Annotated in this window: 21 protein-coding genes and 1 pseudogene; 16 read left to right on the top strand and 6 right to left on the bottom strand. The window is 63.6% G+C overall.

The annotated features are described in order from the left end of the window. Nucleotides 1-48: 48 nt before the first annotated feature. Nucleotides 49-855: a MipA/OmpV family protein gene (locus NKI21_RS26050; protein WP_023813541.1), complete on the top strand. Its 807-nt coding sequence runs from the start codon at nt 49-51 to the stop codon at nt 853-855. Here NKI21_RS26050 and NKI21_RS26045 read toward each other — a convergent pair. Further along, entirely contained in the window at nt 845-1,102 is a 258-nt protein-coding gene (locus NKI21_RS26045; RefSeq protein WP_127257956.1) for a hypothetical protein, read from the bottom strand. The genes NKI21_RS26050 and NKI21_RS26045 overlap by 11 nt on opposite strands. A gap of 43 nt (nt 1,103-1,145) precedes the next feature. Here NKI21_RS26045 and ileS point away from each other — a divergent pair, with 43 nt between their 5' ends. Together ileS and NKI21_RS26035 are read left to right on the top strand one after the other, a co-directional pair. Next, nucleotides 1,146-4,139, top strand: a complete 2,994-nt coding sequence (ileS, locus tag NKI21_RS26040) for an isoleucine--tRNA ligase (RefSeq protein ID WP_352868061.1) — start codon at nt 1,146-1,148, stop codon at nt 4,137-4,139. Nucleotides 4,140-4,345: 206 nt separating this feature from the next. Continuing rightward, nucleotides 4,346-5,026, top strand: a complete 681-nt coding sequence (locus NKI21_RS26035; protein WP_023813543.1) for a hypothetical protein — start codon at nt 4,346-4,348, stop codon at nt 5,024-5,026. 40 nt (nt 5,027-5,066) lie between these two features. On the opposite strand, the gene NKI21_RS26030 is transcribed toward NKI21_RS26035, so the two are convergent. Beyond that, the gene (locus NKI21_RS26030; protein WP_023813544.1) at nt 5,067-5,516 is read right to left on the bottom strand and encodes a nucleoside deaminase; all 450 of its coding nucleotides are present in this window, start codon (nt 5,514-5,516) and stop codon (nt 5,067-5,069) included. A 182-nt stretch (nt 5,517-5,698) separates the two neighbouring features. Here NKI21_RS26030 and NKI21_RS26025 point away from each other — a divergent pair, with 182 nt between their 5' ends. The 5 genes from NKI21_RS26025 (at nt 5,699) to NKI21_RS26005 (ending at nt 12,014) form a co-directional block, all read left to right on the top strand. Beyond that, nucleotides 5,699-7,735, top strand: a complete 2,037-nt coding sequence (locus tag NKI21_RS26025) for a pseudouridine synthase (protein ID WP_352868058.1) — start codon at nt 5,699-5,701, stop codon at nt 7,733-7,735. Further along, complete coding sequence (gene rsmD, locus NKI21_RS26020) at nt 7,732-8,286, top strand: 16S rRNA (guanine(966)-N(2))-methyltransferase RsmD (protein WP_127257966.1); 555 nt, start codon at nt 7,732-7,734, stop codon at nt 8,284-8,286. The genes NKI21_RS26025 and rsmD overlap by 4 nt, the downstream gene beginning before the upstream one ends. A gap of 134 nt (nt 8,287-8,420) precedes the next feature. Next, entirely contained in the window at nt 8,421-9,809 is a 1,389-nt protein-coding gene (locus NKI21_RS26015; protein ID WP_352868055.1) for a M16 family metallopeptidase, read from the top strand. A gap of 4 nt (nt 9,810-9,813) precedes the next feature. After that, nucleotides 9,814-11,154, top strand: a complete 1,341-nt coding sequence (locus tag NKI21_RS26010; RefSeq protein WP_352868053.1) for a M16 family metallopeptidase — start codon at nt 9,814-9,816, stop codon at nt 11,152-11,154. Continuing rightward, the gene (locus NKI21_RS26005; protein WP_352868051.1) at nt 11,151-12,014 is read left to right on the top strand and encodes a patatin-like phospholipase family protein; all 864 of its coding nucleotides are present in this window, start codon (nt 11,151-11,153) and stop codon (nt 12,012-12,014) included. Before NKI21_RS26010 ends, NKI21_RS26005 begins: the two co-directional genes overlap by 4 nt. A gap of 42 nt (nt 12,015-12,056) precedes the next feature. Here NKI21_RS26005 and NKI21_RS26000 read toward each other — a convergent pair whose 3' ends face one another. After that, nucleotides 12,057-12,599, bottom strand: coding sequence for a dihydrofolate reductase family protein (locus NKI21_RS26000; protein WP_352868049.1), 543 nt, complete (start codon nt 12,597-12,599; stop codon nt 12,057-12,059). A 128-nt stretch (nt 12,600-12,727) separates the two neighbouring features. On the opposite strand from NKI21_RS26000, the pseudogene NKI21_RS32400 reads away from it, so the two are divergent. The 3 genes and pseudogenes from NKI21_RS32400 to NKI21_RS25990 form a co-directional block, all read left to right on the top strand. Beyond that, nucleotides 12,728-12,929 (top strand): annotated as a pseudogene (locus tag NKI21_RS32400) (patatin-like phospholipase family protein); the annotation flags it as partial. A gap of 186 nt (nt 12,930-13,115) precedes the next feature. Then, nucleotides 13,116-13,472 carry a MarR family winged helix-turn-helix transcriptional regulator gene (locus NKI21_RS25995; RefSeq protein WP_352553916.1) on the top strand — a complete coding sequence of 119 codons (357 nt, stop codon included), beginning with the start codon at nt 13,116-13,118 and terminating at the stop codon, nt 13,470-13,472. Nucleotides 13,473-13,489: 17 nt separating this feature from the next. Beyond that, nucleotides 13,490-14,224 carry an NADPH-dependent F420 reductase gene (locus NKI21_RS25990; protein WP_352553918.1) on the top strand — a complete coding sequence of 245 codons (735 nt, stop codon included), beginning with the start codon at nt 13,490-13,492 and terminating at the stop codon, nt 14,222-14,224. Between the two features lie 338 nt (nt 14,225-14,562). Here NKI21_RS25990 and NKI21_RS25985 read toward each other — a convergent pair whose 3' ends face one another. Further along, nucleotides 14,563-15,216 (bottom strand): TetR/AcrR family transcriptional regulator, encoded by a 654-nt coding sequence (locus NKI21_RS25985; protein WP_352553920.1) that lies wholly within the window; start codon nt 15,214-15,216, stop codon nt 14,563-14,565. Between the two features lie 127 nt (nt 15,217-15,343). Here NKI21_RS25985 and NKI21_RS25980 point away from each other — a divergent pair, with 127 nt between their 5' ends. Beyond that, nucleotides 15,344-16,222, top strand: a complete 879-nt coding sequence (locus NKI21_RS25980; protein ID WP_352868046.1) for an SDR family oxidoreductase — start codon at nt 15,344-15,346, stop codon at nt 16,220-16,222. A gap of 162 nt (nt 16,223-16,384) precedes the next feature. Here NKI21_RS25980 and efp read toward each other — a convergent pair whose 3' ends face one another. Continuing rightward, a complete protein-coding gene (gene efp / locus NKI21_RS25975; RefSeq protein WP_127289004.1) occupies nt 16,385-16,954 on the bottom strand; it encodes an elongation factor P in 570 nt (189 codons plus the stop codon). Nucleotides 16,955-17,071: 117 nt separating this feature from the next. Between efp and epmA the strand changes: the two genes are divergently transcribed. After that, nucleotides 17,072-18,112 carry an EF-P lysine aminoacylase EpmA gene (epmA, locus tag NKI21_RS25970; protein ID WP_352868043.1) on the top strand — a complete coding sequence of 347 codons (1,041 nt, stop codon included), beginning with the start codon at nt 17,072-17,074 and terminating at the stop codon, nt 18,110-18,112. A 113-nt stretch (nt 18,113-18,225) separates the two neighbouring features. Then, the gene (locus tag NKI21_RS25965; RefSeq protein WP_352808443.1) at nt 18,226-19,476 is read left to right on the top strand and encodes an NAD(P)/FAD-dependent oxidoreductase; all 1,251 of its coding nucleotides are present in this window, start codon (nt 18,226-18,228) and stop codon (nt 19,474-19,476) included. A 24-nt stretch (nt 19,477-19,500) separates the two neighbouring features. On the opposite strand, the gene NKI21_RS25960 is transcribed toward NKI21_RS25965, so the two are convergent. Then, the gene (locus NKI21_RS25960) at nt 19,501-19,917 is read right to left on the bottom strand and encodes a VOC family protein (protein ID WP_013532348.1); all 417 of its coding nucleotides are present in this window, start codon (nt 19,915-19,917) and stop codon (nt 19,501-19,503) included. Between the two features lie 166 nt (nt 19,918-20,083). Here NKI21_RS25960 and NKI21_RS25955 point away from each other — a divergent pair, with 166 nt between their 5' ends. Both NKI21_RS25955 and NKI21_RS25950 read left to right on the top strand, forming a co-directional pair. Then, nucleotides 20,084-21,427 carry a TldD/PmbA family protein gene (locus NKI21_RS25955; protein ID WP_352679973.1) on the top strand — a complete coding sequence of 448 codons (1,344 nt, stop codon included), beginning with the start codon at nt 20,084-20,086 and terminating at the stop codon, nt 21,425-21,427. Continuing rightward, the gene (locus NKI21_RS25950; protein WP_352868040.1) at nt 21,414-22,229 is read left to right on the top strand and encodes a 3'(2'),5'-bisphosphate nucleotidase CysQ; all 816 of its coding nucleotides are present in this window, start codon (nt 21,414-21,416) and stop codon (nt 22,227-22,229) included. Before NKI21_RS25955 ends, NKI21_RS25950 begins: the two co-directional genes overlap by 14 nt. Nucleotides 22,230-22,273: the final 44 nt, after the last annotated feature.

Below are 22,273 nucleotides of genomic sequence, written 5' to 3'. Positions count from 1 at the left end.
GTCAAAGCTGTCGTCGGTAACCGTGTGTGTTGTGTTAGTGGAGTGGCCATGAGTCCGGTCGGAAGAATCTCTCTGGTGTTGGCCGCTGCGATGCTGGGTGGCGCGGGCGTTGCCAATGCGGGCGAGGGCAGCTGGCTGTCCGGCGACTGGTATCTGACCGTTGGCGCCACTGGCATGGTGGCGCCGAATTTCGAGGGCGGCAAGAAGTACCTGCTCAGCGCCTCGCCGATCATTTCGCTGGGCAAGGCCGGACCTGCCGCCCGCTTTGTCTCGCGCAACGACAACATCTCGCTGGCGCTGGTCGATGATGGCGGTGTCCGCGCCGGCCTGACCGGCAAGTTCCTGTTTTCCCGCGACGATGACAACGCCGATGAGCTGAAGGGCCTCGATCCGGTGCGCTGGGGCGGCGAAGTCGGCGGCTTCTTCGAATTCTATCCGACGGACTGGCTGCGCGCCCGCGCCGAGCTGCGCCACGGCATTCGCGCCCACAACGGCTTTGTCGCCGACATCGCCGCCGACGCCTTTTACGACGTGACGCCGACCGTCAGGATTTCGGGAGGACCGCGTGTTTCCTTCGCCTCAGGCAACTATTTCGACGCCTATTATGGCGTCAACGCGCAGGAAGCGGTGGCCTCGGGCTTGAGCGAATACCATCCCGGTGGCGGGTTGAAATCGACCGGCCTCGGCGGCGCTATCACCTGGAAGGTGACCGAGCCGATGACTGCCAGCCTGTTTGGCGAATATTCGCGCCTGATGGGACCGGCGGCCGATTCCAGCCTGGTCAAGGAGCGTGGCGACCGCAACCAGTTTATGATTGGCGTGTCGACCACCTACCGCTTCGATTTCACGATGTAGGTGAATCGAACGAGAGACGCTTTATTCCTGCGTCTATCTCCGCTAAAAGCCCACCAATGACGAGCTTTTCGCGCCTTCGCGTGCTGACGATACGAATTACCGGCCCGGTGTTCCGGGCGGCCTGAGGGTCGCCGGAACCGCCGGGAATTCTGCGCGCGGCCTCTCGCGCTTTTTCCAGATCATCAGGCATGTCGCCCAAAAGTGGCCCCGGTTTTGGGAAAACGACATGCGCAAAAGTATAGTTCAACGCCCGAGCTCTTTTGCCGCCGGGCAATGCACATGGCAGACCAATGACCGATACAACTGAAACGATCGACTATTCCAAGACGCTTTACCTGCCGCGGACGGATTTCCCGATGCGTGCCGGCTTGCCGGAGAAGGAGCCGCTGCTGGTCAAGCGCTGGCAGGACATGGACCTCTACCGCAAGCTGCGCGAGAGCGCTGCCGGCCGCACGAAATACGTGCTGCATGACGGCCCGCCCTACGCCAACGGCAACATCCATATCGGCCATGCGCTGAACAAGATCCTCAAGGACGTCATCACCCGCTCGTTCCAGATGCGCGGTTACGACTCGAACTATGTGCCCGGCTGGGACTGTCACGGCCTGCCGATCGAATGGAAGATCGAGGAGCAGTACCGCGCCAAGGGCAAGAACAAGGACGAGGTGCCGGTCAACGAATTCCGCAAGGAATGCCGTGAGTTCGCCGCAGGTTGGATCACGGTGCAGGGGGCCGAGTTCCAGCGCCTCGGCGTCATCGGCGACTTCGAGAATCCCTATACGACGATGGCTTTCCATGCCGAGTCGCGGATCGCCGGCGAGCTTTTGAAATTCGCCATGTCGGGCCAGCTCTACCGCGGCTCCAAGCCGGTGATGTGGAGCGTGGTCGAGCGTACGGCGCTGGCCGAGGCCGAGATCGAGTACCACGACTATGAGAGCGACACGATCTGGGTGAAGTTTCCGATCCAGTCTGCTGATGGGGATACGATTTTACACGTCGAGGACGAAGGTGGTGAGCGAACTGGCAGGAAAATTGTCGTAAAGCCGCCGCACAGTTTGTCCCATGCTTCAGTTGTCATCTGGACGACAACGCCTTGGACGATCCCGGGTAACCGGGCGGTAGCCTATTCGCCACGCATTGCCTACGGACTTTACGAGATCGTGGCAGCCGAAAATGACTTTGGCCCTCAGCCCGGTGAGAAGCTGGTCTTTGCCGACGCGCTTGCCGATGAAAGCGCAGCCAAAGCCAAGGTGAATTTTAAGCGACTTCGCACCGTGACAAGCGAGGAACTTGCCAACGTAACGTTAGATCATCCGTTTTTTGCGTTAAACGGAGGGTATCATTTCGATGTGCCCATGCTCGTCGGCGACCATGTCACCGACGATGCCGGCACCGGCTTCGTCCACACCGCGCCCGGTCACGGCCGCGAGGACTTTGACGCCTGGATGGACGCGGCGGTGGATCTGCGCGCACGCGGCATCGATCCCGACATCCCGTTCACCGTCGACGATGGCGGCTTCTTCACCAAGGACGCGCCGGGGTTCGGCCCCGACCGCGAGGGTGGACCGGCACGCGTCATCGATGACAATGGCAAGAAGGGCAACGCCAACCAGGCCGTCATCGACGAGTTGATCAAACGCAACGCGCTGTTCGCGCGTGGCCGGCTGAAGCACAGCTACCCTCACTCCTGGCGGTCCAAGAAACCGATCATCTTCCGCAACACGCCGCAATGGTTCGTCTACATGGACAAGGACCTCGGCGATGGCTCGACGTTGCGCAGCCGGGCGCTCAAGGCCATCGACGACACCCGCTTCGTGCCCGCCGCAGGCCAGAACCGCATCCGCGCCATGATCGAGGAGCGCCCGGACTGGGTGCTGTCGCGCCAGCGCGCCTGGGGCGTGCCGATCGCCGTGTTCGCCGATGCCGACGGCAATGTGCTGAAGGACGAGGCGGTCAACCAGCGCATCATGGACGCCTTCGAGCAGGAAGGCGCCGACGCCTGGTTCGCGGCTGATGCCAAGGAGCGTTTCCTTGGCAATCACGACGCTTCGAAGTGGAAGCAGGTGATGGACATCCTCGACGTCTGGTTCGATTCGGGCTCGACGCATGCCTTCACGCTGGAGGATCGTCCTGACCTGAAATGGCCAGCCGACGTCTATCTCGAAGGCTCCGACCAGCATCGCGGCTGGTTCCATTCGTCGCTGCTGGAGAGCTGCGGCACCAGGGGCAGGGCGCCTTACGACACCGTCGTCACCCATGGCTTCACCATGGACGAGGATGGCCGCAAGATGTCGAAGTCGCTCGGCAACACCGTCGTGCCGCAGGACGTCATCAAGCAGTCGGGCGCCGACATACTGCGTCTGTGGGTGGTGACGACCGACTACTGGGAGGACCAGCGGCTCGGCAAGAACGTGCTGCAGACCAACATCGACGCCTACCGCAAGCTGCGCAACACCATCCGCTGGATGCTGGGTACGCTTGCCCATGACGATGGCGAAGAGGTGCCGATGGAGAAAATGCCGGAGCTGGAGCGGCTGATGCTGCACCGGCTGGCCGAGCTCGATGAGGTCGTGCGTTCGGGCTACGACGCCTTTGAATTCAAGCGCATCACCCGCATGCTGCTCGATTTCATGGTGGTCGAGCTGTCGGCGTTCTATTTCGACATCCGCAAGGATGCGCTCTACTGCGACGCGCCGTCGAGCCTGAAGCGCAAGGCTTCGGTGCAGGTGGTGCGCCATCTCTTCGATTGCCTGGTGAAATGGCTGGCGCCGATGCTGCCTTTCACCACGGAGGAGGCCTGGCTTGACCGTCATCCCGACGCCGTCTCGGTGCATCTCGACCAGTTCCCGCAAATCCCGGCGGACTGGAAGAACGAGGCGCTGGCGGAAAAGTGGCGCCAGGTGCGGCAAGTGCGGCGCGTCGTCACCGGCGCGCTGGAGATCGCGCGCGCCCAGAAGGTGATCGGATCGTCGCTGGAAGCGGTGCCGGTCGTCACAATCAACGACGCAGCGCTCGAAGCGGCGATTTCAGATGTCGACATGGCCGAGATGGCGATCACCAGCGATCTGGTCATCGCTCATGGCGAGGCACCGGCTGGTGCCTTCGCGATCGACGACGTCAAGGGTGTCGCCGTGGTGGTCGAGAAGGCCGAGGATCGTGGCCTGTTAAAATGTGCACGCTCCTGGCGCTACACCGCCGATGTCGGCCAGGATCCGGAATTCCCGGATGTTTCGGCTAGGGATGCGGCGGTGCTGCATGAATTGAAGACGCTTGGCCGACTTTAACGGTTAGTCGGCTGGATCGGTGCACAAATGCCACGCCGGGCGGGCGAAAACCGCCCGCGCGTTGCCCTTAACGAGTGGTTGAGGTAAACACGCGAAACTCCGGAAGACAAATTGTCGCCGGATTTCCGTCGCAAGTGCTTGGACGATGGGGACCGGCCACAAGGCCGGCGGCAATCGAGAGGCTGTCTAGAGTGGGACTTTTTGGCATGACCGAGAGATATAACGCGCGCTTGGCGCTGCTGGCGCCGCTTGTCGCGTCGGGCCTCGCTTTGTCCGGCTGCATGGGCTCTCCGACCTACGGCACCGACAAGACCGCCGGCGAACAGCTGGCCGGCGATATTTCAGGTGCCTTTTCATTCGCGCCGAAGCGCAAGGAACAGATCGACTACAAGCCGCGTCCGACGCTTGTGAAGCCGGCGCCAGGCCAGAAGGAAGCGCTGCCGGCCCCGCAGGACAGCATCGAGACGGCGAGCGCCGAATGGCCCGAATCGCCCGAGCAGCGCCGCGCCCGCCTGCGCGCCGACGCCACCGCCCATCAGAACGACCCGGCTTACCAGTCGGAGATCGTCGACGACGTGCAGACCGATCCGGCCTCGGTGAAGAGGGCAATGGCGGAATCAGGCTCGAGCCACCCGCCGGCATGGACACCGGCCGATTCCGACAAGGGTCGCGCCGCCGAGATCCAGCGCCGCCTTGCCGACAGCAAGCAGGGCGATCCGAACACCCGCAAATATCTGAGCGAGCCTCCAGTGCAGTATCGTGTCGCGGCCGGCACGGCGCCGCAGAACGAGCTTGGCGAGGACGAGTACAAGAAGGAACGCCGTCTCAAGAAAGAGGCGGAAGGCAAGAAGGGCAGCGGCTGGTTCGACTGGATGCCGTCCCTGTAAAAACCGCTTCTTTCTTATTTCTTGCCGAAGGGCGCCCGGCTCAGCCGCGCCGTTCCCGGAAAAATCCTTTGAGCAACAAGGCCGCCTCGGTCTCGCCCATGCCTGGATAGATGTCGGGCCTGTGGTGGCAGGTTGGCGATGCGAAGAAGCGCACGCCATTGACCACCGCGCCGCCCTTGTCGTCGGCGGCACCGAAATAAAGCCGGCGCAGCCGGGCGAAGGAAATTGCGCCGGCGCACATGGCGCAAGGTTCCAGCGTCACATAGAGATCATGGCCGGTCAGCCGCTCGGCCGACAGTTTGCGGCAAGCTTCGCGGATGACCAGCATCTCGGCATGCGCGGTCGGGTCGGCAAGTTCGCGTGTGCGGTTGCCGGCGCTGGCGACAACACCAGCGCCATTGGCGATGACGGCGCCGACCGGCACTTCGCCTCGCAAGGCGGCAGCCTCGGCCTCCTTCAGCGCCAGCGCCATGAAATCGGGCCGCTTCACGCGATTTCCACTCTGATTATCTCCTCGCCACCTGACGGTGATCCTGTTATGGAGCGCAGGACCTCGAAAATCGGGACTCGGTTTTCGAAAATGATCATGCGCCACATCAAAAGTGCTACAGCGTTCGTTGCGCGCCCGAAAGGATGCGCCACGCTGTAGCAGCGCAAACGGATAAAGGCCACATGGACGACAACGACAAGAAATTCCGACCCAGGAAGGGTCCGGCCAAGAGTGGGCCGAAAGCCGCGGGACCGCGCAGCCGTGATGGCGCCGCCGGCAAGGGCGGCAAGCCGTCCTTTGGCGCCAAGAAGCCTTACGCACCGCGTGGCGATCGGCCGATGGCCGCCGATGGCGAGCGGCCGAAGCGCGATTTCAAGGGCGGCGACAAGCCTTTCAGCAAAGGCCCGCGACCCGAAGGGAAGCCTTTTGAGAAGCGCGAAGGGCCGCGCAAGCCCTACGCACCGCGCGGCGACCGCCCGATGGCCGCCGAAGGCGAGCGCAAGCCCTATGAAAAGCGCGAGGGGCCGCGCAAGCCTTATGCGCCCCGTGGAGATCGCCCGGTGGCCGCCGAAGGCGAGCGCAAGCCCTATGAAAAGCGCGAGGGGCCGCGCAAGCCTTATGCCCCCCGTGGCGATCGCCCGGCTGCGGCGGCAGCGGGCGGCGAAAAGCGTTTCGACCGTCCCAAGCGTGATTTCAGTGACCGCGCGCCGCGCGACGCCGGCGATCGCCCGAAGCGTGACTTCGCCGACCGCCCCAAGCGCGATTTCAGCGACCGCCCCAAGCGCGACTTTGGCGATCGGCCGCAAGGCGCATCGGGTGGCAGCTTCAAGCCACGCCCGCGTCCCGCCGAGGGCGCGGAAGAGGCAGGCGAGCGCATCGCCAAGCGGCTGGCGCGCGCCGGCCTGGCCTCGCGCCGCGATGCCGAGGAGCTGATCGCCGCCGGCCGCGTCAAGGTCAATGGCCGCGCCCTGACTTCACCGGCCTTCAACGTCATGCCTGATGACATCATCCATCTCGACGGCATGGAAATCCCGCCGATCGAGCGCACCCGGCTGTTCCTGTTCCACAAGCCGGCCGGCGTCGTCACCACCAACCGCGATCCCGAGGGCCGCAAGACCGTCTTCGACGTGCTGCCGGCTGAATTGCCGCGGCTGATGACCATCGGCCGGCTCGACATCAACACCGAAGGCCTGCTGCTGCTCACCAATGATGGCGGCCTCTCGCGCGTGCTCGAACTGCCGGCCACCGGCTGGCTGCGTCGCTACCGGGTGCGCGTCCACGGCAAGGTCGAGGAAAGCGCGCTTGCGGGCCTGCGTGAAGGCATTGCCGTCGACGGCGTGTTCTACGGTGCCATCGAAGCGACGCTCGACCGTGAGCAAGGCACCAATGCTTGGCTGACGATCGGCCTGCGCGAGGGCAAGAACCGCGAAGTCAGGAACATCCTGGGTTCGCTCGGCCTCGACGTTACGCGGCTGATCCGCATCTCCTACGGGCCGTTCCAGCTCGATGACCTCGCCGAGGGCCATGTGCTGGAGATCAAGGGGCGCGTGCTGCGTGACCAACTCGGCGAGCGCCTGGTTGAGGAATCCGGCGCCAATTTCGACGCCGATGTCACCAAGCCGTTTTCCAACAAGCCGGTGCGGCGCACCGAAGTTCGCGAGCCGGAGCCGGAGCGGCCGAAATTCACCCGCGACGGTGAGCGCCGCCCGATCGGCGAGGGCGGTTTGATCAAGAACCGCAAACGCCGCGAAGGCAGCCGCGACGAGGCTCTGGGCAAGCTGTCGACAAGCCCTGACAGAAGCGCGGAGAAGAGTTTTGGCGAACGCGGCCCGCGTCCCGAACGCAGCTTCGGCGACAAGCCACGCGGCAGTTTTGGCGACAAACCGCGCGGCGGCTTCGGCGACAAACCGCGTGGTGCTTTTGGCGGCAAGCCGGGCGGCGGGAAAAAGTCCGAGCGCGAGCAGCGGCCGATCGAGCCGCCCGGCCAGCGCAAGGCCAATGTCTGGATGGCACCGGGCGCGCGGCCGATCGGCAAGGGCAGGGCCGACGCCGATGCCGCCAAGGCAGCTGAAGCCAAGGCGCGCAAGGCATCGTTCAAGCCGACCTATGGCAAACCGGCCGGTGCAAAGCCGTTCGGCAAGCCGCGGGGCGAACGTCCGGGCGGGGCCGGCGGCGGTGAGCGTCCGCGCAATGGTCCCCGAGGCGCCAAAGCGAGATGAGAATCGTCGGTGGTGAGTTTCGCGGGCGTCCGCTGGCGACGCCCCGTTCGAGCGCCATTCGTCCGACGACCGATCGCACCCGCGAGGCGGTCTTCAACGTGCTGGCGCATCGCTTTGCCGAGCAGTTGGACGGCGCGCGCGTGCTCGACCTGTTCGCCGGCACCGGTGCGCTGGGGCTTGAGGCGCTGTCGCGCGGTGCCTCCTATGGCGTCTTCATCGAGGAATCAGCCGAAGGCCGTGGCCTGATCCGCGACAATGTCGAAGCGTTCGGCCTGACCGGCCGCACCAAGATCTTCCGCCGCGACGCCACCGGCCTTGGCGAAGCGGGCACGCTGGCGCCGTTCGGCCTCGTCTTTGCCGACCCGCCCTATGGCAAGGGTCTTGGCGAGCGCGCCTTGCAGTCGGCGAAAGCCGGCGGCTGGCTTCGCCCCGGCGCGCTGTGCGTGGTCGAAGAGGCGGCAGTGGCGCCGTTCGAGCCGGGCCCCGGGTTTTCGGTGCTGGACGAGCGCAACTATGGCGAGACCGTTATCCGCTTTGTCGAGGCGGTCTGATACGCCTCGTATCCTTGGCCGTGCATCCATGAGCCGGCCTCTTTGCCGCCGCCTTTGCCGGCAACATGACCAACAATTCACTTTGCTTGTCGCCAGCACCTTGCCTATCGTCCGCCAAGAAACCGGAGCCATCGATGACATTTCAGGCTGAATGGCTGCGCGGAACGCTGTTGGCGACCTCTTTGGCTTTTGCGATAACCGGTCCGGTGCTGGCCGAGAGCCCCGTCTTGCCCAACACGGTTCCGGCCGAGTTCAAGGTCACGGATTTCCTGCTCGACAACGGCATGGAGGTGGTCGTCATTCCCGACCACCGTGCGCCGATCGTCACCCACATGGTCTGGTACAAGATCGGCAGCGCCGACGAGCCGCCAGGCAAATCCGGCATTGCGCATTTCTTCGAACATCTGATGTTCAAGGCGACGACCAACCATGCGGCCGGCGAGTTCGACCGCGCCATCTCCGATATCGGCGGCTCCAACAACGCCTTCACCTCTTACGACTACACCGCCTTCCACGAAACGGTGGCGCCGTCGGCGCTCGAGCTGATGATGAGCTTCGAGGCCGATCGCATGCGCAATCTCATTCTCACCGACGATGTGATCAAGACCGAGCGCGATGTCATCCTCGAGGAGCGCCGCTCGCGCATCGACAACAGCCCCGAGGCCGTGCTGGACGAGGAGGTCGATGCGACGCTGTGGCAGAACCAGCCCTATCGCATCCCGGTCATCGGCTGGATGCAGGAGATGCAGCAGCTGAACCGCGCCGACGCTGTCGCCTTCTACGACCAATATTACCGGCCCAACAACGCGGTGCTGATCGTTGCCGGCGATGTCGAACCGGACACGGTGCGGGCGCTGGCCGAAAAGACCTATGGCAAGGTGGCGCGCGGCCCCGATCTGCCGCCGCGCATCCGTCCGGTCGAGCCGGAGCAGAACACCAAGCGCACGGTGACGCTCGCCGATGCCCGCGTCAGCGTGCCGAGCTTTTCCACGCAATGGGTGGTGCCGTCCTATCACACCGGCAAGCCGGGCGAGGCGGAAGCGCTCGACCTCTTGGCGGAGATCCTTGGCGGCGGCAATCGCAGCCGGCTCTACCAGGCGCTCGTCGTCCAGCAAGGTATCGCATCCAGCGCCGGCGCCTTTTTCCAGGGCACCATGCTCGACGACACCAACTTCACTGTCTATGGCGCGCCGCGCGGCGATGCCAGGATTTCCGACGTCGAAGCGGCGGTCGATGCCGAAGTGGTGCGCATCGTCAAGGATGGCGTCACGCCATCGGAGCTGGAAAAGGCCAAGGACCGCTATGTCAGGTCGATGATCTTTGCCCGCGACAAGCAGGATTCCATGGCCAACATCTACGGCTCGACGCTGGCCACCGGCGGCAATGTGCAGGACGTCCAGCAGTGGACGGACCGCATCCGCAAGGTCACGACAGACGAGGTCAAGGCCGTCGCCGCGCGCTATCTCGTGCTCGCACGGTCGACCACCGGCTATCTCTTGCCGCAGCAACAGGCGGGGAATTGATTTGATGACGAGCACGAACGCGGTACGCGCACCCCTCACCACCCTTTTCCTCTCCATCCTCTTCCTCATCCTGCCGGCACTCACCGCGCGGGCCATGGACATCCAGTCCGTCACCTCGCCGAAGGGCATCACCGCCTGGCTGGTCGAGGACTATTCCGTGCCGGTCGTTGCCATCCGCTTTGTTTTCGGCGGCGGCTCGACGCAGGATCCGGTCGGCAAGGAGGGACTGGCCAATCTGATGACCGGCCTGTTCGACGAAGGCGCCGGACCGCTCGACAGCGAAGACTTCCAGATCAAGCTCGACGATGCCGGCGCCGAGATGAGCTTCGACGAGAGCCGCGACGGCATCTACGGCTCGATGCGCATGCTGGCCGAGCAGCGCGACCAGGCCTTCGACCTGTTGCGGCTGGCGGTCAACGAGCCGCGCTTCGACCAGCTGCCGATCGACCGCATCCGCGCCCAGATCCTTTCCGGCATCATTGCCGGCGAGAATGATCCCGACACGGTGGCGCAGAACAAATGGGCGCGTGCCCTCTATGGCGATCATCCCTATTCCCGCTCCGATCAGGGCACCAAGGAAAGCATCGCCACCATCACGCCCGATGATCTCAAAGCCCTGCACAAAGCGGTGTTCGCCCGCGGCGGCCTGCGTGTCGCCGTGGTCGGCGCCATCGACGCGGAGACGCTGAAGAAGAAGCTCGACATGGTGTTCGGCGACCTGCCGCAAAACCAGGCGCTGAGGCCGGTGGCCGATATCGACCCGAAGCTGGCGCAGCATATCGAGGTCGATTACGACCTGCCACAGACCTCGCTTCAGCTCGCTTTTCCCGGCGTGAAGCGCAAAGCGGCGGATTTCTTCCCCGCCGTTCTGATGAACGAGATCCTCGGCGGCGGCACCTTCACCTCGCGCCTGTTCCAGGAAGTGCGCGAGAAGCGCGGGCTGGCCTACAGCGTCAACTCCTCGCTCATCAACCAGGACCACGCCAACGCGCTGATTGTCAGCACCGGCACCCGCTCCGACCGTGCGGCCGAGACGCTGGGCATCATCCGCGATGTGGTCAAGCGACTGGCCGAACAAGGCCCGACCGAGGCGGAACTGGCGGCGACCAAGAAATACATGATCGGCGCCTACGCCATCAACAATCTGGACTCCTCCAGCGCCATCGCCTCGACGCTGGTCGAACTGCAGCTCGACGATCTCGGCATCGACTACATGCAACGCCGCGCCGGCTACATCAACGCGGTGACGCTCGACCAGGTCGAGGCGGCGGCGAAGAAGCTGCTGACCGCCGAGCCGACCATCATGGTCATCGGCCCGAAACTGGCCGGAGCCGGCAAGGGATGAGCCCGACCTTCGGCATCGCCTTCGGCGGCGGCGGCGCGCGCGGGCTGGCGCATATCCATGTCATCGAGGCGCTGGACGAGTTGGGCATCAAGCCGGTGGCGATTGCCGGCTCGTCGATCGGCGCCATCATGGGCGCCGGCATGGCATCGGGCATGACCGGCAAGGACATCCACGACTATGCCCGCTCGATCCTCGGCCGCCGCGCCCAAGTGGCGAGCCGCATGTGGCGGGCGCGGCCGGGCACCATCGCCGAAGCCATGCAGGTCCGCGTCAGCCAGTTCAACGTCGAGCGCATCCTGAAAGCCTTTCTGCCCGAGGCCATTCCCGAAACCTTCGCCGAGCTGAAAATCCCGCTCAAGGTGACGGCGACCGACTATTTCGGCCACAAGCTCGCTGTCTTCGAAGACGGCGACCTGCACTCGGCGCTGGCGGCGTCAGCTGCCATTCCCGCCGTGTTCCGCCCGGTGATGCGCGACGGCAGGCTGCTGATCGACGGCGGCATCTACAACCCCGTGCCGTTCGACCTGATCGAGAACGATGCCGACATCATCATCGGCGTCGACGTGGTCGGCGCGCCGGAGGAAGTCGACCGCAAGCACCCGACCTCCGTCGACCTGATGTTCGGCGCCACGCAGCTGATGATGCAGTCGATCATCGCCAACAAGCTAAAACAATGCCGCCCCGACATCCTGGTCCGCCCGGCGGTGTCGAGATACCGCGTGCTCGATTTCCTGAAGATCGACGCCTTGATGAACGAGACGGTGGATATCAAGGACGAGCTGAAGCGGCAGGTGGAGAAGGTGCTGGAGGCGAGGAATAGCGCCGCCGTTAAAGGGAGGCGGGGGAAACAGGTCGGGTGAGGTGCATCTTTCCTTCACCTGAGAGGAGAGAGCCCAACCGTCTTACGACTTAGCCATCACCGTTGCATACTCTAGCGCCACCACGCCGTTGCTAAATGGTTTTGCCGAAATCAATTCGAGCGACACCGGCTCGCCGGCTGGGAACAGCGGCTTGCCCTGGCCGACGGCGCCGGGATAGCTGAGCAGCCTGACGCGGTCGACCAGGCCGTGGCGCAGCAATTCCTGCGCGACGCTCAGGCTGCCATGCACATAGATGTTGCCGCCGCTGTCTTGCTTCAGCGTCCTGACCGCTTCCGGCAGGGAGCCCTTCAGCAATTGCGCCGGCTTCCAGTCGAGCGCCTTCAGGCTGGTCGAGGCGACATATTTCGGCAGCGCGTTGAACCGGTCGGCAAAATCTCCGATTTCCGTGGGCCAGGACCCGGCAAAGATCTCATAGGTCGTGCGCCCCAAAAGCATGGCGCCGCTGTCGGCAAGCTCCTCCTCCTTGAACCTGTTCATCTCGTCGTTCCAGATCACCCTGGGCAGCTTCTCGACCTCGGCAATGCCATCGACGCTGATGAATTCGGTGACGATAAGTTTTCGCATGGCGCGCTCCTTCTTTGGTCAAAGGACGGAATGCGCAGGCCTTTTGCGACACGTTTCATGAAAAATAGCACGGCGCCTTGTCGTTTTCGGTCAACGCCATAGACACGCATTGACCTCACTGGCCTGACGGCGCCACGCAATTGATGTGCAGTCGATCATCGCCAACAAGCTGAAACAATGCCGCCCTGACATCCTGGTTCGCCCGGCAGTGTCGAAATATCGCGTGCTTGATTCCTGAAGATCGACGCCTTGATGAACGAGACGTCTGACATCAATGGCGAGCTGAAGCGGCAGATGGAGAAGGTGCTGGAGGCGCGGCATGCGGTTTGACTCCAAGTGCAGCTGGAGGGTTGCATTCCTCCACAGTAACATTATCTAGTGCACTAGATACTAGTTCGCCAGTGAAGTCGGCTTGTCTCTTTGGGCTATGGTATGGCACCTCAAAAAAGCGCGTCACGTTTGGTTCGAATGCAAATCTCGTTCGCCCTGTACGGGGCGGCGGGCCGGATGGCACGCATGCACAAGCCGTTCCTCGATCCACTGGGCCTGACCTTTCCACAGTACCTTGTGATGCTGGAGCTCTATGCGTCCGCGCCCCGGTCCGTAGGTGATCTTGGAAACGCTTTGGGCATGGACACCGGCACGATCACCCCATTGCTCAAGCGGCTCGATACCTGCGGGATGGTGACGCGAATGCGAGATCCCGAGGACGAACGCCGGGTCCTTGTCGATCTCACACCTGCCGCTCACAGCATCAAAGACGAGGTCTGGAGCATCTCCGGCAAGATCAAGAGTGCCTGTCAAATGTCCGAGGACGAGATCATAGCGCTGCGAGACACTCTTCATGACTTCGCTCACCCTGCTAAAATTTGAAAACCAAAGGATGTAAAATGAAAATCGGAATCATTGGGGCCGGCAACATCGGCTCGCTGGTTGCAAAGAAGCTGGACGCCGCTGGCCACCAGGTGAAACTGGCGAACTCGCGTGGCCCCGAAAGTCTTGCGGACACAGTTGCCGGCACCGGCATCCAGGCCGTTGGGAGAGAGGCGGCAGTACTGGATGCCGATGTGGTCATCCTGTCAGTGCCCTTTGCCAAGAACCCAGACCTGGCAACGATTCTTGCCGGCGCCCCTGCTGGCGCAATCGTGGTGGACACCTCCAACTACTATCCAACCCGTGACAGCAAAATCTTCGAGGTTGATAGCGGCAAGCCGGAGACCGTTTGGGCCAGCGAGCAGGTGGGGCGCCCCCTTGTTAAGGCTTGGAACGCACTGCTAACGCAGACATTGGCAGAGGCCGGTTTGGAGGCCGGTGCTCCAGGTCGCATTGCCATCCCGATTTCGGGTGACGACGCCGCGGCCAAAGCACTTGTATCCGATCTCATCAGCGTCACTGGCTTCGATGCGGTGGATGCGGGTACTCTTGAGGAGTCCTGGCGACTGCAGCCGGGCACTCCCGCCTATTGCACTGAGTTGACCGCCCACGAACTCAAGACTGCGCTCACCGCCGCTGACAGGAAACGCGCTCCTTCGAACCGCGACGCCATCATGGCATCGTTCTCCAAGCCGGATGCAGAGTTCACCCGAGCTGGCGCAGTCGCAACCAATCGATCTCTCTCTGCCTGATTTAGATTGCGGCCGCCCGCGATAAGCGGGCGGCACGCAGCCTTCGCCAACTTACTGGGGCGCCTCTTTCACTAGGGCCATCGCCATGGACCCTCGCTCTCCACATGCCCTGAAAATTTCTGGAAGGGTTGATGCCTCACGAAACCGTGGCCCAGGGCGTCTTGTCGTCAACGACAATTTCGCCGTTATTCTTTCGATTTGCTAGCTGGAATATGCATCGATCGTCCTCATTGATGTTGCGCTTACTTTTTCTTCATCGAGCGGAGGCCGAATTTGCTCCATTCGCCGCCAAATTCTGGCGCTCGGCCTGCGGCCGCGTTTTTCGTCTGAGCTGACCATCAGGCGCTGCAGACGTCGAAGTTTCGATCAGCCGGCTCAACCGCAGCCTTGAGCAGCATCTTGGCCGCGTCGCGCGTTGCAAGAGGTTCAACGCCCCCCCTCATGGCTTGTGCGTTCACGAGCGAGCCCTGGATGAGCGCTAGGATCTGGACGACCACGCTCTCTTGATTTTTCAACTTCAAGGGCTGGATGAGCGACACGACAAACTCATGTAAGTTATGGAAATATGCTGCGAGCGTTGCCTGCACCTCTGGCGTTTCCGCGTCCGGTCCGAACTCGGCCAGCCCTCGAACGAAAGGACAGCCGCGGAAAGTAGGCTCCTGAAAGGACGCGTTCAGTGTGTCGAAAATAGCCAGCACGCGATCCAGCGGCACCGGTCCGGCTTGTTCTGTCGCAGTCGCCAGCATGTCGAACCACAGCGCGCTTTTGTGGCGCAGATAGGTAGCGGCAAGATTGGCCTTCGAGGGGAAGTGCTTATAGAACGTCATCTTTGCGACGCCGCTCTCGGCGATGATGCGATCTATTCCCACCGTATGGATGCTGTTTCGGTAAAATAGTTCAGACGCTGTTTTCAGAATTCGCTCTCGCGGAGCCAAGGCGTGCAACGACCGCGATTCCAGGTCGAGGTACTCACTCACATCCAAAGTTTTCATTCTCGCCTGCCGGGTGCGCGTTCGGTGTAGAAACAGAATAGTCTGTCTATTTTCTCTTTGCAACGGACATACAGGTCTGTATATTCCTGCTTGCCCCGTTAGGTGGGCAAGCGAGAGGATCGAGAAAATGTGCAGCAAGGTTGTAGTTGGTACCGGCGCGAGCAGCGGTTTTGGAAAGCTCACCGCCTTGGAGCTCGCCAGGCGCGGGCACGTAGTGGTCGCGACCATGCGCGACATCGAAGGCAAAAACAGCCAGACGGGCAGTGAGCTAATCAACGCTGCAAAAGCCGAAGGGCATGAGCTCCAGGTCATTGAGATGGATGTGACGGACGAAGCGTCGGTCAACGCTGCGATCGATCGGGTCGTCGAGCAACACGGCAGGATTGATGCGCTCATCAACAACGCGGGCACGATGTTCGTCGGCGTGACCGAAGCCTACACGGTGGCAGACATCGAGCAGCAATTTGCGGTGAACTTTTTTGGGGCCGTAAGGGCCGACCGCGCCGTCCTACCCCATATGCGTGCTGCGGGCAGCGGCGTGCTGATCCATGTCACCTCGTTGATGGGGCGTGTCATCTTTCCGTTCTTTGGTGTCTATTCCGCGAGCAAGTTCGCGCTTGAAGCGCTTGCCGAGGCATATCGATATGAACTGTCCAGCTTCGGCGTAGACTCGGTGATCGTGGAACCCGGGCCATTTCCGAGCAATCTGCTTCCATCTAGCCCAGCGCCCTCGGACGAGCAGGTCTTGGCGACATATGGCGCAGTTGCGTTGGTCCCAGGCCAAATCAAAAACAACTCCGATCAGGGACTTGATCCTGCGAATCCACCCCGCCCTCAGTTGGTGGCTGACGCCATCGCACGGCTAGTCGAGGCTACGGAACGGCGCCCATTGCGCACCGTCGTCATGCCAGAGGGCATGGACTTCGGGGTGGAGGGACTGAATCAGGCCGTCGCTCCTATTCAAAACAACCTGCTTACTGCGCTCGGTATGTCAAACATGATCTGATAGCGGAACCGCCATCACGTCGCCGCCTATGACCTCAACGTCAGCTTCCGGCGCACGGGCGCCGAAAGCCGTCGGTCTGATTGCGGGCCTTCGATGCCTCGTCTCTAAGGGTCGCTCGCTGAGGAATAACCGCCTTCACCCTGAAGCTAAAAGCCAGCCCCCTCAGTCCTTCGCGCGCTCCACATAAGCCCCGTCCGCCGTCATCACGACCACGCGGGTGCCTGGCGCGATGTGGGGTGGCACCAGGGTGCGCACGCCGTTGGACAGCACGGCCGGCTTGTAGGAGGACGAGGCCGTCTGGCCCTTGGTGGTCGGCTCGGTTTCCACCACTTCGAAGGTGGCGCGCTGCGGCAGCACCAGGGAGATGGCGATGCCGTTGAACTGCGACACCTGCACGGCCATGCCTTCCAGCAGGTAAGGCGCCATGTCGCCGACCACGGCTTCCGACACCGCGACCTGGTCGTAGCTTTCCGGGTTCATGAAATGAAAGCCTTCGCCGTCACGGTAGAGGAAGGTGTGCTCGCGCTCTTCCACATAGGCGCGCTCAACCTGTTCGGTGGTGCGGTAGCGCTCCGAAACCTTTACCCCGTCGCCGATGCGGCGCATATCGAGCTGCGTCACCGGCGTGCCCTTGCCTGGGTGGATGTTTTCGGCAAAGAGGATCACATAAAGCTTGCCGTCCTTTTCGACGACGTTGCCTTTGCGGAGCGAACTGGCGATGACTTTCACCACGGTTTTATATCCTGCAAGAAGAGTTGACTGGCGTTTGCCGGCTTGTGCGGCGCTGGATGGGGGCCTACCGCATCTTGGCCGCCGCCGCCAGCCCCCTTCCACCATGTTCCGAGCCGCATGACCGAAGCTTCGCCCTGGTGGACGCCGCATGTCCACGCCGACCGCCGCCCGCGGCTGATGCTGCGCAACGGCATCGCCGCCAGCCTGCGCGACTGGTTCGCCGCCCATGATTTCGTCGAGGTGCAGACGGCAGCGCTGCAGGTCTCGCCCGGCAACGAGGCGCATCTGACGGCCTTCGCCACGGAAGCGGTCGGGCCGGACGGTGCAAGGGCGCCGCTCTATCTCCACACCTCTCCGGAATTCGCCTGCAAGAAGCTGCTCGCCGCCGGTGAAGTCAGGATTTTCAGCTTCGGTCCGGTCTACCGCAACCGTGAGCGCGGGCCTTTGCACCATCCCGAATTCACCATGCTCGAATGGTACCGGGTGGGCGAGGCCTATGAGAGCCTGATGCAGGATTGCGCGGCCTTCCTGGCGCTGGCCGCGACAAGGGCAGGGGCTACTCTTTTCTCGTTTCGGGGCCGCGACTGCGATCCGTTTGCCGAGCCGGAACGGCTGACGGTGGCGGAGGCCTTCACTCGCTACGCCGGCATCGATCTGCTGGCAACGGTCGCCGCCGACGGCAGCACCGATCGCGACGCGCTGTATGCGGCGTTGACCCAGGCCGGCCTGCGCACTGCGCCCGACGATAGTTGGGCAGATTTGTTCAGCCGTGTGATGGTGGAAAAGATCGAGCCGTTGCTCGGGCAGGGGCGGGCGACCATCCTGTGCGAATATCCACTGGCCGAGGCGGCATTGGCGCGGCCGAGCCCGAGCGACCCGCGCGTCGCCGAGCGCTTCGAACTCTATTGCTGCGGCGTCGAACTCGCCAACGGGTTTGGCGAACTGACGGACGCCGACGAGCAGCGCCGGCGTTTCATCCTCGAGATGGATGAGAAAGAGCGCATCTATGGCGAGCGCTATCCGCTGGACGAGGATTTTCTTGCCGCCCTTGCCATCATGCCGCCGGCCAGCGGAATCGCGCTCGGCTTCGACCGGCTGGCGATGCTGGCAACCGGCGCGCAAAAGATCGAGGACGTGATCTGGACGCCGGTCGCCTGAGGCGCGGAAAGATCTGGCCTATTCGATTCCAGGGATCAAGACTGGACCGTGACCCCGAACCAAGAGACCACATGATCGGTACGGGATTTCAAGGTCAATCGGGAAGATCCACAGTGGCTGCTTCTGAAACGGTCGAAATCGCCATTGTCGGCGCCGGAGTTGTCGGGCTGGCGACGGCACTTCGCCTTGTCGCGGACGGCCGCGAAGTTCTGCTCATCGATCCGAACGAGCCGGGCTCCGGCGCGTCGTTCGGCAATGCCGGGACGATCGCCGAATATGCCTGCATGCCGGTCGGCACTCCTGCGGTGCTGCGGGCGTTGCCAAAGCTGCTGCTTGATCCCGACAGCCCGTTTTCGCTGCGCTGGCCGGCGCTGCTGCAGCTGGCGCCATGGCTCGTTCGGTTCATGCGGCAGTCGCTGCCGGCGGCCACCCGGGCCAATGCGCTGGCGCTCGCCGGACTGCTGGCCGACGCCCTCCCGGCCTGGGAGGAAACGGCTGGGGAGGCCGGGCTGGAGGACCTGCTGCGCCGCAATGGCTGTCTTTACCTCTATCGCCGCGAGAGCGATTTTGCCGCTGGCGCCGGCGGCCGGGCAATGCGCGCTGGGTTTGGCATCCACCAAGAGGTGCTGACCCCGGAAGAGGTGGCGGCACTTGAGCCGGGCCTGCCTGCGACAGTAGCGCATGGCGTGTATTTTCCCGACTCGATCAATGTCACCGATCCGGCAATGGTGATGCGGCGGTTGCTGGGCGCGGTGAGCGCCCGTGGTGCATCGGTAAAGCAGGCTGAGATCACCGGGCTGCAGGTCGAGGCTGGCGGTGTCCAGCTCAGCGGCCCCGGCGTTCGCATCAAGGCTGGCACGGTGGTGATCGCCGCCGGTGCACGGTCGCGCGCACTGGCCGCGCAGGCCGGCGACAGGATTCCGCTCGAGACCGAGCGCGGCTATCATCTGGAATTCCAGACCGACGCGCCGCTGCTCAACCGGCCTGTGTGTCCCGTCGATCTTGGTTTCTACCTGACGCCGATGGCTGGCCGCTTGCGGGTCGCCGGCACCGTCGAACTCGGCGGCCTGGTCGCGCCGCCAAATCCGCGCCGGCTGGCGCTGCTTGACCGTGGCGCCAGGCAAATTTTTCCCGGGCTCGGCTCGCCTGCCTCGCAATGGCTCGGCTTCCGGCCGTCCCTGCCGGATTCCAGGCCGGTCATCGGCCCTTCACACGCCAGTTCCCGGGTGATCCATGCTTTCGGTCATGGCCATCTCGGCCTGACGCTCGCCCCGATCACGGCGCGGCTGGTCGCCGACTTGATCGCTGGACGCGAAGATCCGGCTCGGCTCGCACCCTTCGCGGCGGGCCGTTTCGGCCGTTGATCGACCGATGCCCTCGATCCTGAGCTAATGCGCGAAAACCTGCTCCAAAGAGCGAAAGCCCTTGAATTCCAAGGCATTGCCCGAGGGGTCCCGGATGAACAGCGTTGCCTGTTCGCCGGGCTCGCCCTTGAAGCGGACCATCGGCCGTTCCAGCCAGTCGATGTCGTCGCGCGCCTCCAGCCGCGTCGCCAGGCGCTGCCAGTCGTCCATCAGAAGCACAGCGCCGAAATGCGGGATCGGCACGACAATGCCGTCGACCTTGCCGTCACTGGGAGCTTGTGCGGCCTGCGGCCGCAGATGCGCAGACATCTGGTGGCCGTAAAGGTCGAAATCGACCCAGGTCGCTGACGAGCGGCCGATGGCGCAGCCCAGCACCTCGCCATAGAAAACGCGGGTTTCATCGAGATCACGGACCGGAAAGGCGAGATGGAATGGCGTCATCGAAATGCTCCGTGCAGGCTGCGAACCGATTTTGCGTCACAGGGTTGGCGATTTGAACCGTCCACCCTGCATTTTGATTGAAGCCTATGCCATTGCACAAGCCGGACCGGAACAATAGATGGGTGGGCAACGGCCGCACACCGGCCGCATCAGCAGGATTTCAGGCATGACCGATATATCAGACGCAGCAAAATTGACCGACCGCGTCGCGGCCCTGGTCGAGGCTGCCAAAAAGGCCGGCGCCGATGCCGCCGACGCGGTGGCCGTGCGCGGCCGCTCGACTGGGGTGTCGGTGCGTCTCGGCAAGGTCGAGGCTACCGAAGCCTCCGAGAGCGAGGATGTCGCGCTGCGCGTTTTCGTCGGCGGCCGCGTGGCGAGTGTCTCGGCGACCGCGGCGTCCGACCCGAAAACACTGGCCGAGCGCGCTGTGGCGATGGCGAAAGTGTCGCCGCAGGATCCTTATCAGGGGCTAGCCGACCCGGCATTGCTGGCCAAACAGACGCGCGATCTCGATCTGTTCGACGCCACCGAAGTGTCGGCAGACCAGTTGAAGGAAGCCGCATTGGCGGCGGAAGCGGCAGCGCTTGCCGTCAAGGGCGTGACCAATTCGGCCGGCGCCAGCGCCGGTGCGGGGCTGGGTGGTCTGGTGCTGGCCACCTCGCACGGCTTCCTCGGCCACTATGTCGGCTCGCGGTTCTCGCGCTCGGCCAGCGTCATCGCCGGCGAGGGCACCGGCATGGAGCGCGACTATGAATTCTCCTCGCGCCAGCATTTTGCCGATCTCGATGCGCCCGAGGACATCGGCCGCAAGGCCGGCGAACGCGCCGTGCGCCGCATCGGCGCGCGCAAGGCGGCGACCGGGCCGGTCGACGTGGTATTCGACCCGCGCGTCGCGCGCGGCATAGCCGGCCATCTGGCCGGCGCCATCAACGGCGCCTCGGTGGCGCGCAAGACGTCCTTCCTGCGCGACATGATGGGCAAGCAGGTGGCCGCCTCCGCCATCACCGTCACCGACGAGCCGCTCCGGCTGCGTGGCCAGGCCTCGCGGCCGTTCGACGGTGAAGGCGTCGAGGGCGAAAAGCTGTTGATGGTCGAGAAGGGCGTGCTCAACCACTGGTTCCTGTCGACCTCGGCTGCAAGGGAACTGGGCCTCGTCACCAACGGCCGCGGCGCGCGCGGCGGCTCTTCCGTGACACCATCCTCCACCAATCTCGCCATCGAACCGGGCGAGCGGTCGCCGGAAGAGCTGATCAAATCGCTCAAGACCGGCTTCTACGTCACCGAAGTGTTCGGCCAGGGCGTCGACATGATCACTGGCGAATACAGCCGTGGCGCTTCCGGTTTTTGGATCGAGAATGGCGAGCTTGCCTATCCGGTCGCCGAGGTCACCATCGCCTCGAACCTGAAGACGATGTTCCTCAACATGGTGCCGGCCGATGACCTCGACCGCAATTTCGGCACCGCCGCGCCGACGCTCCTGATCGAAGGCATGACCCTTGCCGGAGCATGACCTGACCATAGCCGGGGCCATCTCCGGCGCCTCTGGGGACTTGCCGCTGCTGCGCGATGCCGCCCGCGAGGCGGGGGTCATCGCCATGCGCTACTTCGGCAACAGCCCACAAGTCTGGATGAAGGGCGGCACATCGCCGGTCAGCGAGGCCGACCATGCCGCCGACGCCTATCTGCGCGAAACATTGCTGGCGGCGCGGCCGGATTATGGTTGGCTGTCGGAAGAAACAGTTGACGATCCGGTCCGGCTTTCGGCACGCCGCACCTTCGTCGTCGACCCGATCGACGGCACACGCGGTTTTCTGGAAGGCCAGCGCACCTGGTGCGTCAGCGTCGCCGTCGTCGAGCGTGGCCGTACGCTGGCCGGCGTGCTGGAATGCCCGGCGATGGAGGAGACCTATTGGGCGCTGCCCGGCCAGGGCGCCTTCCGCAACGGCAAGCGCATTGCGGTTCGCAAGCTGCCGGACACGGCCGAGATCTCCGGGTTGAAGCAGTTGACCGACCTGATGCCGGCCGAATGGCAGGCGCGCCTGAAGCGGGCGCCCTACAGCCCTTCGCTCGCCTATCGGCTGGCCATGATCGCCAATGGCTCGCTGGATGCGACTTTCGTCAAGCCGAATGCGCATGACTGGGATATTGCGGCGGCCGACCTCATCCTGCGCGAGGCCGGCGGCCAGCTGCTCGACCAGCATGGCCACGCTCCGCTCTATGCCGGCGAGGTGACTCGTCACGGCGCACTTGCTGCCGGCAGCGGTGAATTGCTGGCCGTGCTCGCCGGCGTCATCGCCGGTCTGGACGCGTGAAAGCGTTTTCCCGGGCGAGATGAATTCATCTCGCCCTAAAGGTT

Origin of the sequence: Mesorhizobium sp. M0715 (genome assembly GCF_040320355.1) — a bacterium.
Taxonomy (GTDB): domain Bacteria; phylum Pseudomonadota; class Alphaproteobacteria; order Rhizobiales; family Rhizobiaceae; genus Mesorhizobium.
This window is presented reverse-complemented; position numbering and strand designations above follow the sequence as displayed.

Coding starts and splice junctions, on each gene's coding strand:
- epmA (WP_352868043.1), top strand. CDS start 17,072: ATGACCGAAGCTTCGCCCTGGTGGACGCCGCATGTCCACGCCGACCGC.
- ileS (WP_352868061.1), top strand. CDS start 1,146: ATGACCGATACAACTGAAACGATCGACTATTCCAAGACGCTTTACCTG.
- NKI21_RS26050 (WP_023813541.1), top strand. CDS start 49: ATGAGTCCGGTCGGAAGAATCTCTCTGGTGTTGGCCGCTGCGATGCTG.
- NKI21_RS25995 (WP_352553916.1), top strand. CDS start 13,116: ATGCACAAGCCGTTCCTCGATCCACTGGGCCTGACCTTTCCACAGTAC.
- NKI21_RS26010 (WP_352868053.1), top strand. CDS start 9,814: ATGACGAGCACGAACGCGGTACGCGCACCCCTCACCACCCTTTTCCTC.
- rsmD (WP_127257966.1), top strand. CDS start 7,732: ATGAGAATCGTCGGTGGTGAGTTTCGCGGGCGTCCGCTGGCGACGCCC.
- NKI21_RS25980 (WP_352868046.1), top strand. CDS start 15,344: ATGTGCAGCAAGGTTGTAGTTGGTACCGGCGCGAGCAGCGGTTTTGGA.
- NKI21_RS26015 (WP_352868055.1), top strand. CDS start 8,421: ATGACATTTCAGGCTGAATGGCTGCGCGGAACGCTGTTGGCGACCTCT.
- NKI21_RS25960 (WP_013532348.1), bottom strand. CDS start 19,917: ATGACGCCATTCCATCTCGCCTTTCCGGTCCGTGATCTCGATGAAACC.
- NKI21_RS26035 (WP_023813543.1), top strand. CDS start 4,346: ATGACCGAGAGATATAACGCGCGCTTGGCGCTGCTGGCGCCGCTTGTC.
- NKI21_RS25990 (WP_352553918.1), top strand. CDS start 13,490: ATGAAAATCGGAATCATTGGGGCCGGCAACATCGGCTCGCTGGTTGCA.
- NKI21_RS25985 (WP_352553920.1), bottom strand. CDS start 15,216: ATGAAAACTTTGGATGTGAGTGAGTACCTCGACCTGGAATCGCGGTCG.
- NKI21_RS26005 (WP_352868051.1), top strand. CDS start 11,151: ATGAGCCCGACCTTCGGCATCGCCTTCGGCGGCGGCGGCGCGCGCGGG.
- NKI21_RS26000 (WP_352868049.1), bottom strand. CDS start 12,599: ATGCGAAAACTTATCGTCACCGAATTCATCAGCGTCGATGGCATTGCC.
- NKI21_RS26025 (WP_352868058.1), top strand. CDS start 5,699: ATGGACGACAACGACAAGAAATTCCGACCCAGGAAGGGTCCGGCCAAG.
- NKI21_RS25955 (WP_352679973.1), top strand. CDS start 20,084: ATGACCGATATATCAGACGCAGCAAAATTGACCGACCGCGTCGCGGCC.